Origin of the sequence: Oceanicaulis sp., assembly GCF_965249665.1 — a bacterium.
In the GTDB taxonomy this organism is placed as follows: Bacteria; Pseudomonadota; Alphaproteobacteria; order Caulobacterales; family Maricaulaceae; genus Oceanicaulis.
Genome location: NZ_OZ252247.1, coordinates 539,613 through 552,314 on the forward strand (window position 1 = coordinate 539,613; position 12,702 = coordinate 552,314).

Annotated in this window: 8 protein-coding genes; 1 reads left to right on the plus strand and 7 read right to left on the minus strand. The window is 62.1% G+C overall.

All coding sequences use genetic code 11. The annotated features are described in order from the left end of the window. Positions 1-6 precede the first annotated feature (6 nt). Positions 7-1,602 (minus strand): alkaline phosphatase D family protein, encoded by a 1,596-nt coding sequence (locus tag ACP154_RS02680; RefSeq protein WP_421857132.1) that lies wholly within the window; start codon positions 1,600-1,602, stop codon positions 7-9. Between the two features lie 167 nt (positions 1,603-1,769). Further along, entirely contained in the window at positions 1,770-5,027 is a 3,258-nt protein-coding gene (locus tag ACP154_RS02685; RefSeq protein ID WP_421857130.1) for a TonB-dependent receptor, read from the minus strand. Positions 5,028-5,394: 367 nt separating this feature from the next. On the opposite strand from ACP154_RS02685, the gene ACP154_RS02690 reads away from it, so the two are divergent. Then, complete coding sequence (locus ACP154_RS02690; RefSeq protein WP_421857128.1) at positions 5,395-6,951, plus strand: ArnT family glycosyltransferase; 1,557 nt, start codon at positions 5,395-5,397, stop codon at positions 6,949-6,951. Positions 6,952-6,954: 3 nt separating this feature from the next. Here the strand turns inward: ACP154_RS02690 and msrA are convergent, their stop codons facing one another. From msrA to ACP154_RS02715, 5 genes are all read right to left on the minus strand, one after another. After that, entirely contained in the window at positions 6,955-7,590 is a 636-nt protein-coding gene (gene msrA / locus ACP154_RS02695; RefSeq protein WP_421857126.1) for a peptide-methionine (S)-S-oxide reductase MsrA, read from the minus strand. Positions 7,591-7,659: 69 nt separating this feature from the next. Next, positions 7,660-8,604: an N-acetyl-gamma-glutamyl-phosphate reductase gene (gene argC, locus ACP154_RS02700; RefSeq protein WP_421857124.1), complete on the minus strand. Its 945-nt coding sequence runs from the start codon at positions 8,602-8,604 to the stop codon at positions 7,660-7,662. Then, positions 8,601-9,956, minus strand: a complete 1,356-nt coding sequence (locus ACP154_RS02705; RefSeq protein ID WP_421857122.1) for an acetylglutamate kinase — start codon at positions 9,954-9,956, stop codon at positions 8,601-8,603. The genes argC and ACP154_RS02705 overlap by 4 nt, the downstream gene beginning before the upstream one ends. Beyond that, a complete protein-coding gene (locus tag ACP154_RS02710; RefSeq protein WP_421857120.1) occupies positions 9,953-10,960 on the minus strand; it encodes an N-acetylornithine carbamoyltransferase in 1,008 nt (335 codons plus the stop codon). Before ACP154_RS02710 ends, ACP154_RS02705 begins: the two co-directional genes overlap by 4 nt. Positions 10,961-11,064: 104 nt before the next feature. Next, positions 11,065-12,618, minus strand: coding sequence for a L,D-transpeptidase family protein (locus ACP154_RS02715; RefSeq protein ID WP_421857118.1), 1,554 nt, complete (start codon positions 12,616-12,618; stop codon positions 11,065-11,067). Positions 12,619-12,702: the final 84 nt, after the last annotated feature.

Genomic DNA, 12,702 nt, shown 5'->3' on the forward strand with positions numbered 1-12,702 from the left:
GCTGGCTCAGACTTCCACCGCGCCGGGCTGTCCGGCCTCGACCACATACTGTTTCTGGTTGCGCGGCGCGTAGCCGTCGCGACGCGATACGTCACCCACGACGCGCAGATCCACCTCGGCCCGCTCCCGGCTCAGACGGATCAGGCCGTAGCCCTGCTCACGCGTATCGAAATGCTTGATATGCGGGTTGTTCGGAAGGAAGGCCGCGGTGCTTTCATAGCCGCCACGCTGGCTGGTGACAGCCGTGGTGACAAACTCAGACGCCACTGTCCGCGAATTCATATCCGCAAAATCCGCCTTCACATCGGTGACCCAGTAGCAGTGCGTATCGCCGCCCAGAATGATCGGGTTGGCGTTTTCTCGCTGAGCCAATGCATCGACCAGGCGTTGCCGGGCCAGCGGATAGCCGTCCCAACCATCGGTCCAGACCATGGCTTCACCGGTTTGCGGATTGGAAAAATTAAACGGCGAGAACAGGGTCGGCTGAACAATAAAGCTCCAGATTGCGCCCGACCCTGCAACACCGCGTGACAGCCAGCGCTCCTGTCCCTCGCCCAGATAGGTGCGGCTCGGATCGATCAGCTCGTCACAGCTCGCCGGAACGACATTGCCGCCGCGATCGGTCTCGGTCGGACACGCCATGGGTGTCTTGAACTGGCGTCCATCGGTCATGTTCACTTCGGCCAGATCCCCAAAGACGCTTTGCCCGTAAATGCGCATGCGGCCCGATGCGCGCTCCAGCATGGAGCGGCGGCGCAGGGGCATGTTTTCCCAATAGGCCTGATAAGCGGCGAGGCGACGCGCGCGGAAGTCCTCGGCCGAGACGAAGGGCTGTTCGCTGATATCGCCGGCGTAATCGTTATCCACTTCATGGTCGTCCCAGGTCACAAGCCAGGGGGCGATGGCGGCGGCGGCCTGAAGATCAGGGTCGAGGCGATAAAGCGCGTGCACCCGGCGATAATCTTCGAGCGTGTACGGCTCTGGCGTTACATGACGACGCACCTGCGGACCCCAGCTCGATTCATAGATGTAATCGCCCGTGTGCACGATCAGATCAGGACGCTCTTCAGCCATGTTGCGGTAGGCGTGGAAATAACCCTGTTCGTAATGCGAGCACGAACACCAGGCGATCTTCATCGCGTCCACGCCCGCGCCATAGGCCGGGGCGGTCAGCGCGCGGCCCACAGGGCTGGTCACACCGCCGGCATGAAAACGGAAGAAATACTCCCGTCCCGCTGGCAGGCCATACAGCTCGGCATGGACGGAATGCCCCCAATCGGGCAGCGCGCGCTCGACGCCGGAGCGCACGATCAGGGTGAAGGCTTCGTCTTCCGCCAATTCCCAGGCCACATCGACGGCTTCAGGCGCCATGCCACCATCTGGGTCGAGCGGGTTCGGCGCGAGGCGCGTCCACAGCACGAACCCGTCTGAAGTCGGCTCGCCGGACGCCACGCCCAGGCTGAACGGGTCATTGCGAAAGATCGGCGCAGCGCCCTGCGTCACCGGCAGGGTGCAGCCCGCCGTCAGGGCGGCGGCGGCGCCGGAGGCGGCGGAGGTCAGGACGAAACGACGCGTGAGGGCGGATGCAAACCTGCGGACCATAATCTTTTCCCATGCCAAGAAACTGCCAGCGTGCGCCTTGCATATCCCGCCGCGGTCACAGTTTTGCGACGACCGGCGCACTGATGAAGGCTGCGCTGCATAAAAAGAAAAGGGCGGCCCAAAGAGCCGCCCTTTCCCGTAATCGTGCCGTATCGGCGTTAGAGATCTTAGAACTCGTAACGCAGGCCGACGCGGATTTCATAGACCGAGTCATTGCGGTCCAGCGTGTTGATATCCCGGCCAGCAGCCCGGAAATCATTGTAGCGGTACACACAGGACGCCTGCGTGGTGCAGGTGGTGCGGATGTCGTCACCGCGCAGGGCGGAAGCGCCGTCCACACCGTTCAGGGCCACGTCAGCGGCAGACACGAGGTCTGCGTCAACCGTCGTGAACTGGCCATTGCCCGGCGAGTTGGTCTGAGAGCCCCAATCGGAGTTCAGCAGGTTCGGCAGGTTCACAATGTCCAGAACGAACTGGAAGTTGTTGTCGCCCACGAAACGGTCGACGCCCGGGATGCCCGGCAGTTCCTGCGTGAAGCGGAAATCCCATTGCTGGTTCCAGGCCGCAGAGGCGCTGTTCACCGGCATGATTTCGCCTTCAGAGGCGCCGACGCGATCCACCAGGTTATAGAAGCCCTGGGTGTCGAAGCCGCTCGCGAAGACCACATTGGCGTCGCCGCCGCGGGTCGGCACGTAGATCGGGTTGTTGTCGAACGGGCTTTCGCCAGCACCGGCGCGACCGAACAGGGAGTTCGAACCGCTGACGTCATAGCTGAGGAAGTACGGAACGCCCGAACGGATCTGGCCGAACAGGTCCACACGCGAGGTCAGATCAGAGATGATCTCACGCTCATAGGACAGGCCAATCTTGAAGGAGTGCTCGATCTCCCAGAAGGAGGTGCGCACTTCGGGATTGTTGCGGTCGATCGCAGACAGACCGCGCCAGTTGGAGATGCCGCGCGAAGACCCGCCTTCGGAAACCCAGTCCACATCCTGATAGGCGTAGCTGGTGTAGAAACCGATACCGTTCTCATAGTCTTTCTGAACGGCGACCGAGAACACGTGGCTCTCAGAACCGTCAGCGTTGCTGAGTTCGGTCAGGTTGGCGATGCCCAGATCGTCCAGGTCCGCATAGATGGTGCGGCCATCCGGCGCCACGCCGGTCGGCAGAGCCGCCGCCAGGTCCGTCTGAGCGCGGTTACGCCAGATAAAGGCGTCTTGCGGGGTGGTGTACAGCCAGGACGCGGACAGGAGGTAACCGTCGCCCATGCCAAAACGCTCAAGGTTCAGATCGTAATCCACGCGCAGCGATGCTTTCCAATCGGACGGGATTTCGAAGTCAGAACCGATGACGTCAATCACAGAACCCTGAGACCCAGCGACCGTGTCCAGCAGGGTCTGCGGGATGGCGAAGCTGGTGATCGGGGTGCCAGAGGACTGACGCGAGAACGCCGTGGCGCCCTGGAATGCGTTGGAGATCCACACTTTCGGCTCACCGCCGGCAAACAGGCCGAAGCCGCCGGTCAGGGTGGTGCGATCATTCGGCTCCCAGCGGAAGCTGGCGCGCGGCATGATCAGGTCCAGGCCGTCCAGGGTCTGGCCGGTGGTGCCAGCGCCGTAAAGGCTGTCCACATTGGCGTCCAGCGGCGGGGTGTCGTCCTGCTGATAGTACTCGTAACGCAGGCCGAAGTTGAGCTCGAGATCGTCACGCACCTGCCAGGTGTCCTGGATGAAGGCGGTGAACTTCTCAAGGCCCCAAGAGGACGCCGCATCATTGGCGTCATTGGTGTTGGCGTTGATGTAGTCGATCTGCGGCGTGTTGTTCGTGATCTCGTCCAGCGAACGGTAGATGAAACGACCGTTGGAGCTCGGAACGAAAAGGTTGAACAGCGAGTAGTCTTCGTATTCGCCGCCGAAGGTGATCAGGTGATCGCCCAGGATGTAGTTGCCTTCCGCAAACAGCTGCAGGCGCTCATCGTTGAAGACGTTCGCGTGACGGAAACGGTCACAGCCGCCAACGAAGGTTTCTTCACCGCCCTGGGACAGCAGACCGTCAAGCGCGGTGCCGGCCAGATCAGACGGCGTCAGGCGGAATTCCAGATGCGGCGCATCGCTGCCCGCACGGCAGTTCTGACCGCGGGAGAATTCCTTGTACGTGGCGCGCACGGTGGTGGAGAAGTTCGGGGTCCAGTCAGAGAACACAGAACCCGAGTAAGAGGTCAGCTCGACAGGAATGTCGTACGCCGCGGTGGCGAATTCCTGACGATCGATGCTGGCGCCGTTTTCTTCGGTGGACTGGTAGGTGAACGACGCGCGGTGGTCGTCATTGATGTTCCAGTCAAGCTTGCCGATGAAGCGCTCGGAGGTCACCGGGGAAGACACGACGGTGGGACGGCCGCCCATGTCGTAACCGGTATTGTCCAGTACGAACTGGTTCAGGGCGTCATAAAGGCCCAGCTCGATACCGTCATTGGCGTCGCCGACAGAGAAGTCCTGGCCGGAACCGGATTCAAACTCGTCATAGGACACGAAGAAGAAGAGGCGATCTTCGATGATCGGGCCGCCCAGCGTGAAGCCGTATTCTTTTTCGTCAAACTCAGCGGTGTTGACGGACTGACCGTCGATGGTGTCACCGAAGAATTCTTCGTCCTGGTAGTAATAGTAAGCGGTGCCGTCGAACTCGTTGGTGCCCGACTTGGTGGTGATGTTCACCAGACCACCGGTGAAGCCGGAAGCCGTGACGGAGTAGTCAGAGGCCACGAGCGACGCCGATTCCACAGCATCCAAGGAGATCGGGGAGCGTTCGGTCGCATACGTGTTCGAACCCAGGCCGAAATCGTCCTGCTGCAGCGAACCATCAATGGCCAGACCATTGAAGCGCGGGTTCACGCCAGCGACAAAGAGCTGGCCTTCGCCGTTGGAGAACGCCAGCGGGTCGCGCACCAGGGTGCCGATCACGTCGCGGTTGGCGGACGGCTGGTTAGCGATGTCCTCAGCGGAGAAGTTGGAGCCAACGCCGTTGTTCAGGTCCAACGTGTTGATGGCCTGACCGGTCACCACGATGACATCAGCGGCTTGCGGGTTCAGGGTCAGGGTCAGCGGGGACTGGTTGCCCGGACGCAGGTTGACGCCGTCCAGAGCTTCACCCTGGAAGCCAGGCGCTGCAACGATGATGCTGTACGGACCGCCAACGCGCAGACCGGACTGGAAGAACTGACCGGTTTCGTTGGTGACAGCGCGCGACGCTGTGCCAGACGGGCTGTGGATGATGGTGACGGTCGCGCCGGACACCGGAGCGCCGGAGCCGTCAACGATCTCGCCACGCAGGTTTGCAGACGTGGTCTGTGCATGCACGGCGGCAACCGGCGCCAGCGCGGCAAGCGCGGCCACCGAAGCGCCGTAAGCGAACTTTTTGAACATCGCCATTGTGGAGGGTCCCCTAAAAATCGACCTGATGGACAACACGGGCACTCCGCCCATGCTTCGAGGGGGGCCTTAAAATCGGGCGCTAACGGTTCAGTGACGAGTTTATGAAGGTTTTGTAACGGCGCTCTGGGCGGCATTCCGTCGACAGAGCGTCATCCCTGCGCCGTTAACTCAGCATTAGTGTGTGCTCGCAAGGAGATTCAGGATCACACCCCGAACCTGTTAACGCCTGAGTCTGCTCAAACGCACCTTTCCGGATATGTTGCTTCGCAAAACCCCGTCCGGAAACGTTGCATATCGGCCACTCTTTTTGCGTCGAAAGGGATGGGCTTTGACAGATGCGCGGCGCAGACGCATGAAGCCTGTCATGAACAAGATCAGACCCACATCCTCAGATTCGTCGCCGCTTCACTGGTTGCGTTTGACCGCTCTCGTTCTGGGCGGCCTTCTGATCTTGCGGGTGCTGGTCCTGCTCGCCGATCCCAACAGCTTGTATGCGGACGAGACCCAGTACTGGTTGTGGTCGCGGGATGTGGACTGGGGGTATTTCTCCAAACCGCCCATGATCGCCTGGATCATCGCCGCCACCACGGCTGTGTTCGGGAACGCCGACTGGGCGGTGCGGCTGGCGGCGCCATTTCTTCACACCCTCACCGCCGTAATGCTGGGGCTGACCGCTGCGCGTCTGTTTGACGCCAGGATCGGCGCCTTCACGGCTCTGGGCTGGGCGACACTGCCGGCGGTCTGGCTCTCCTCCACCATCATTTCGACCGATGCTGTGTTGATGGCGGGCTTCAGCACAGCGCTTTATGCACTGGTGCGCCTGCGTGAAGGCCCGGACTGGCGTTTTGCGCTGCTGCTGGGCGCTGCGGCAGGCTACGCCTTCCTGTCCAAATACGCGGCGATCTATCTGTTGATCGGGCTCGCGATCAGCGCAGTCATCGACGCCCCATCACGGCGCGCCCTGATTTCACGTCAGGGCGCCGCGGCGTTGGCGCTGTTCGGCGTCATCATCGCGGGCAATGTGATCTGGAACGCCCAGCATGACTTCGCCACAGTCAGCCATACCGCCGCCAACGCCAACTGGAGCGGGAGCCTGTTTCATCCAGAAGAGCTGGCGGACTTCCTGATCGGTCAGCTGGGCGTCTTCGGCCCGCTCTTCTTCATCATCCTGATCACGGCGGCCGTGTCAGCGTTTCGCGCGACCACGCTGAACTGGGACGCGGCCCGGCCACGCCTGATGCTCTTGGCGTTCTGCCTGCCCGTGCTAATCATCGTCGCTGTCCAGGCCTTCATCAGCCGGGCGCACGCCAACTGGGCCGCCTCCGCCTATCTGACCGGGCTGATCCTGGTCATCGCATTTCTTTTGCGAGGCCCGGTCTGGCGGCGCTGGGTTCTGTATGGCTCGCTGGCGCTTCATACGGTCGCGGGGCTGGCCTTGATGGCGTTCGCCGCGTCCACGCCGCTGTCAGACGCTGCAGGTCTCGCCAACGCCTTCAAACGCGTGCGCGGCTGGCCTGAAACCGTGCAGGCGGTCGAGCGCATCGCGCAAGAGCAAGACGTCGCGGCGCTGGTCTATGACAACCGCAACGACTTTCACCAGATGCAGCGCTATGGACAGGGTTTTGACGGCCAGGTGTTCATGTGGGTGCGCGCCGCCTACGCCCAGAACTTCGCCGAACAAACCTGGCCCCTTCCCGATGGCTATGCAGAGCCGGTGCTGATCATTTCCGAGCGCCCCGAAGAAGCCCCTTTGATGGATTGGGATTTCGCGCAGTTTGAACAGGTGGACGAGATTTCGATCGCTCTGGGCGGAGACCGTTATCGTATCTATCAGGTATTTCTGGCGCAGGGCCACCAACGGCGCGAACGCGACGCGGCCTATGAAGACCGGGTCGTGGACATGCGCGCCGGATCGAACTAGCGGCTATTCGACACCGTTCCAGATCTGGCGCAAACGCGCATCGCGGCGACAGCCGAAGCGATAGCGCTGATAGCGCGCCGGGCGTTCCAGATAATAGTCCTGATGCTCGAGGCCCGCTGGCCAAAAAGTGGTCAGATCCTCGACCGGCACGATGATCGAACGCTCAAACAGCGCCTGAACCGATTGGCGGGAGGTTTCGGCTGCAGCGCGCTGCTCGGCGTTGGCGACGAAAATGCCCGGCGCATAGCCTGATCCGCGATCACAGAACTGTCCCCCGTCATCAAACGGGTCGACATTGCGCCAGTAGTGATCCAGCAAAGCCTCATAACTGACAACACTGGGATCATAGATCACACGCGCCGCTTCATGGTGATCGCTGCGTCCGCGGGCCACGTCATAATAATCAGGATTTGCTTCCGTGCCGCCGGCGAAGCCCGACACCACTTCCACGACGCCGTCGAGCTTTTCAAAATCCGCTTCCGTGCACCAGAAACACCCGGAGGCGAAAACGGCATGGTCCAGGCCCTCAGGCAAATCAGCACCTGCGGCCTGGGCCGGGCGGACATAATCGTCTGACTGCGCACAGGCGGCGCCGGACAGGGTGATCGCGGCGCACAGGGCGGTGAGGACAGCTTTCATCAGGGCCTCCATAAGGGTTCACCCCTATAGAGTTGGAGCAAAGCCGCTCACCGCCAAGTCACGAAGGCGTCAGTTTTGCTGCGGCTCGAATCCGGGCAGCGCCAGCCCCAGACACAGATTCTGCATCGCCTGGACCGCCGCGCCCTTGAGCAGATTATCGAGTGCGCACACCATGACGCCCCGGCGGCCATCCTCGCTAAAGGCGAAGCCGCCCAGTACCGCACCCGGATTATGCGCGCCCTCAATGACTTCCGGCGCGTCCTCCTGGATTCGGATCAGCGGCTGATCTCCGAAGGCGTCGTCATAGGCCGCGCGGAACGCGTCCGCCGTCACCGGCTCGGAGAACTCCATCTGCGCCGTCAGTACAATGCCGCGGAAGAACGCCGCCACATGGGGGCTGAAACGTACGTCATGACCGAGATGACGGCTCATCTCGCGCTCATGGATATGGCCCAGCAACGCATAGGGCATCAGATTGTCTTTCAGCGCCGTCACGTCATTGCGGCGATTGGGCGTAGTGCCGGCGCCAGAATACCCCGAAACCCCAAACAGATGCGCCGGCCCCGCCAGACGCGGCCGCATCGGGGCGACCGCCAATTGCCCGGCGGTGGCGTAACAGCCCGGATTTGAGATGCGCGTCGCGCCCTTGATCCTGGCTTCGCCATACAATTCCGGCAGGCCATAGACCCACGTTTCGTCAAAGCGATAATCCGCTGAAAGGTCGACGATGACCGTCTCAGGCTTGGTCGCCTCGATCGCCGCCACATAGGGGGCGGCCTGACCATTGGGCATGGCGAGGATCACGGCGTCGCACTGGCGCTGCGCCACCTCGTCAGGGCTGAGCGCCTCAAACAGAAGGCCAGACGGCGCTTCGGGAGCGAGATCGCTGACGGGCTGGCCATCCATGGCGCGAGAGACAGTAAAGCTGAGCGACAGATCATCGCGCTCTGCGATCAACCGGATAAGCTCGCGCCCGGTATGCCCGCGCGCGCCGACCAGCCCGAGGGTTTTCATGACCCGCCCTCCTCAAGGGTCGCTGGTAGGGCAGCGATCCGCTCGACCCGCGCCGGGAGTTTGCTCAGATCATCCTCCCCGCGCCAAAACACCGTCCAGGGCCCCGATTTCACCGCGCCCTCACAGGTCGCATAATAAAACTCGTTGACCGGATTATGGGTGCGCGAACGCCAATACAGACGCGGCGCATATGCGATCAGACGTCGCCAGACCGCCCCGCCCAGCCCCTCTCCGCGCGCTTCGTCGAGCACGGCGAACTTGTCGAGATAGACCATGTCATCGAGACGCGTCGTGATCGCCGCTGCCCGGTAGTTTTCCGTGACGAAGGCATGGTCAAAGTCGATGCTGTCAAAATATGACGCCACCGGCGCGCGCCCGAAGGCCTTGCGGATCAATTGCCGCGTGCGCTCCTGATCAAGCTGATCCAGCGTTTCGAGTTCCAGCATGCGCTCACCGCGACGCACCAGGGTTCCCGACCCGGCATGGGTGAACAGCTCTTTGGCCAGCTGATCAGGCCGGGTGATCGACACCGAGCTAGAAAGCGGCAGATCATCAAGCAGGCGCTTGATCTCCTGGAGCTTGAGCCGCATGCCGCCCGCCACCCAGTCTGACGCCATCAGGTCATCATAATCAGTGGCGAGATTGATGGCCGAGATCGGTTGCATGTTCGCATCAAGCAGCGCGCCCGTCCCGGTCAGGAAAACCACTTTATAAGGCTGCAGCTTGTGGACCAGCGCTCGCACGGCGCTGTCGGCATTGATATTGACCAGACGCCCATCAGACGTATCACCGAGACAGGTCAGGATCGGCGCCTGGCCGGCCTTCGCCGCCGCCGCGACCAGATCGAGCCGGACGCCGGTGGGCTCGCCCACCCGGCCCAGCCCCGCCTCGTCGATCAGCTCGGCTTCAAACACGCCAGAGGGCACCGCGGCCGCCCGGCCGCCGCAATCACGCACCGCCTGCACCAGTTTCAAATTCACCGCGGTCAGCGTATCTCGCACGGTGCTGATGGCTTCGGGCGGGGTGATCCGAAGCCCGTCCTTGCGCTCTTCAGGAAAGCCCGCGGCCTCCAGCGTGGCGTTCAGTTGCGGTCCGCCGCCATGCACGACGATGGGCGCAAGCCCCACCGATTGCAGGAAAGCAAGCGCGGCGGCAAGCGCATCGAGATCTTCCTCGATGATCGCGCCGCCGACTTTGACGACCGCAAAGCGTTCCTGATCGAGCTCGGAAAACCGATTGAGATATTCGCGGATTTCCTTGCCGTCGCGCATATTGGACAAAAGCTGCACGATGGCGGACCGGACCGGCGCGTTGGCGCCGCCCCGTTCGGGAAAGGATTTCACGTCCGTCATCCGTCAGAACCCTGAACCAGGCGCTCCATCATCGCCTTTTGTACATGAAGGCGGTTCTCCGCTTCCTCGATGCCCAGGAAAGCCGGGCTGTCGACCACGGAATCGGCGATCTTCACATTGCGGCGCATGGGCAGGCAGTGGCTGACGGTCGCAGCGTCGGTCAGCGCCATCTTGGCGTCGTCGATCATGAAGCCCGCCCCTTTGGCGCGGTAGGGGGCTTCCCCCTCCCAAGCGCCATAAAACGGCAGCGCGCCCCAGCTTTTCGCGTAGACGGCGTGGGCGCCGGTATACGCCTCTTCAATGTCTGTCGTGACGGAGAACCGGGCGTTGTTTTCACCACAGAAACGCTCTGCGGCGTCCATATAGCGCTCATCGAGTTGATAGACGTCATCAGGGATCAGCATACGGACATTCATGCCCATCTTGGACGCCATCAGGACGGCGGAATTGGCGACCGCTGTGTTAAGCGGCTTGGGGTGCGGCACCCAGGTCAGAAGAAAATCCTTGCCCGCCACATCGCCATGGCGGTCCTGCAGCGCCAGCATCATCGCCAGCTCCTGACAGGGGTGAACAATCGTCTCCATGTTGATCACAGGCACCGTCGCATGTTTGGCGTAGGCGGTGATCAGCGGGTCATCGCGCTCAGTCTCCCAGTCCTGAAATTTAGGGAAACAGCGAATGGCGATCAGGTCCGCATACCGCGACAACACGCGGGCGGCTTCCTTGATATGCTCTTCAGGGCCGCCATCCATGATCGCGCCCTCTTCAAACTCAACCGGCCAGGTCTGGCCCTGCGCATCCAGCACGATGGCGATGCCGCCCAGTTGCTGTACGCCGATCTGGAAGCTCGACCGCGTACGCAGCGACGGGTTGAAAAACATGAGGGCGACTGATTTGCCCTTCAGCGCATTGCCCATCGGGCTGGATCGGAGCTCTCGCGCTCGATCCAGGATCGATTGCAATTCATTCCGGGACCAGTCTTCCGTCGACAGGAAATGGCGCATGGCTGCGGACCTTTGTCTGAACAAACAAAGTCTGCGGTGTAGTCAGAGACGATGAACTTGGCAAATACCGTGTGTAGACAGGCCGCCCCTAAAAGCTCCGCCTGTCAGAGCGAGGGGGCGGTTGCGAGCTCCGGCTGGCCCGCAGCGTCATCTTCACCCCCGTCCTCAGCATCATCATTCTCGTCGGGCGCGCGCTGTTGGGGCGGGATATAAAGCGGCGGGTCCGACAAGGCTGCAACCAGGGCCACATCACGGCCATAGACGTCATGTATGAAACGGATCCGGCCCAGCTCATCAGACACAGCCGTAAAATACAGGATGTGAACCGGAATGACATTGCGAAGCCGAACCCGGCGCGTCTGGCCGGAGTCAAAGGCCTGGACCACCTCTTCTGCGCTCCACCCCTCCCCGGAGAGGATCCAGATCGCCAGATCTTCAGGGTTCTGAACCCGCACGCATCCGGAGGAATCGTCGCGTTGGGCGTTGGCGAACAACTCACGGTGCGGCGTGTCGTGGATGTAGACATTATGGACATTCGGGAACAGGAACTTGACCCGACCCATGGCGTTGTTCGGCCCAGGCACCTGAATGACCCGGTACCGCCGGTTCGCCCAGTCTGCGTCATAGGGATTCACGCGCGCGCCGGTATCGAGATCCACCAGACGATACCCCTGTGACAGAGCGTAACCCGGACTGGTGCGGAAACTGCGCAGCCAGCGCGCGCCCAGGCTGGTCGGCGTCAGCCAGTAGGGATTGATCTCGATGATGGACATGTCTTCAGAGAATATGGGCGTGCGCGAATAGCGCCGGCCGATCATCACTTCATGGGTGCGCACAATCGCGCCCTCTTCCCACGCCTCAAGACCATAATCGGCGATGTTCACCCGGATATGACGCGCCCCCAGCTCGGCGGGAAGCCAGCGCCAGCGCTCCAGATTAATCCGGATCTGGCTGATCCGCCGGGCGTCTCCGGCGTTCAGCTCTGACAGGGTGGACGCGCCTGCTTCACCATCCGCCGCCAGATTATGCCGAGTCTGAAACCGGATCACCGCGCTCTCGAGACGCGCGTCGAACGGTGCGCCCGGCGCGGCTTCGCCCGACACCAGGCCCAGCTGCCGCAAGCGGGCGCGCAAGGCGTCAACCCGCGGCCCCGCATCACCCAGACTTAGCGCGCCTTCGCCTGGCGGCACGAGGATGGGTGCGTCCTGCAAAGCCGCCCGGCGCACCAGCTCCGCCCGCAGTGCCTGATAATCGGGATGAGACGGCGCCAGCGCTTCAAGGCTTTCATAAATCCCCGCCCCCTCCCGCGCCTCTGCGTAAACCGTCAACAGGTCCACATCACGGATGGGCGCGGTCCAGTCAGGATCCAGTGCGCGCGGATCAACCACGCCAAAGGCCAAATCCTCGGCAAGGGCAAACCACACAGCCCGGGCGCGCTCATCGCGCTCTGCGCCATAAGGTAAGGCGCGCAAGGCGTCAGGATCGGGATAGGCGGACGGATCAAGTCCATGGGTCCACGCCTCCGCCAATGCATAGCCGAGCGCATCCACTTCCGCATCAGTCCAGCGCGCTGTCCAGTTCCGGCCCGTCGCCTGCGCCTGGCTGGCGCACAGACACGCCAGAAGCGTCAGACCTGCTATCCAATTTCGCCAGACCATGATGAATGCGCCCCCTCAGACGGGTCAGTCTTAACAGGCGTTAAGGTCTCACTCCAGAAGGCTTCAGTCAAAAAAATCGCCGCC

Coding starts and splice junctions, on each gene's coding strand:
- ACP154_RS02680 (WP_421857132.1), bottom strand. CDS start 1,602: ATGGTCCGCAGGTTTGCATCCGCCCTCACGCGTCGTTTCGTCCTGACC.
- ACP154_RS02685 (WP_421857130.1), bottom strand. CDS start 5,027: ATGGCGATGTTCAAAAAGTTCGCTTACGGCGCTTCGGTGGCCGCGCTT.
- ACP154_RS02690 (WP_421857128.1), top strand. CDS start 5,395: ATGAACAAGATCAGACCCACATCCTCAGATTCGTCGCCGCTTCACTGG.
- msrA (WP_421857126.1), bottom strand. CDS start 7,590: ATGAAAGCTGTCCTCACCGCCCTGTGCGCCGCGATCACCCTGTCCGGC.
- argC (WP_421857124.1), bottom strand. CDS start 8,604: ATGAAAACCCTCGGGCTGGTCGGCGCGCGCGGGCATACCGGGCGCGAG.
- ACP154_RS02705 (WP_421857122.1), bottom strand. CDS start 9,956: ATGACGGACGTGAAATCCTTTCCCGAACGGGGCGGCGCCAACGCGCCG.
- ACP154_RS02710 (WP_421857120.1), bottom strand. CDS start 10,960: ATGCGCCATTTCCTGTCGACGGAAGACTGGTCCCGGAATGAATTGCAA.
- ACP154_RS02715 (WP_421857118.1), bottom strand. CDS start 12,618: ATGGTCTGGCGAAATTGGATAGCAGGTCTGACGCTTCTGGCGTGTCTG.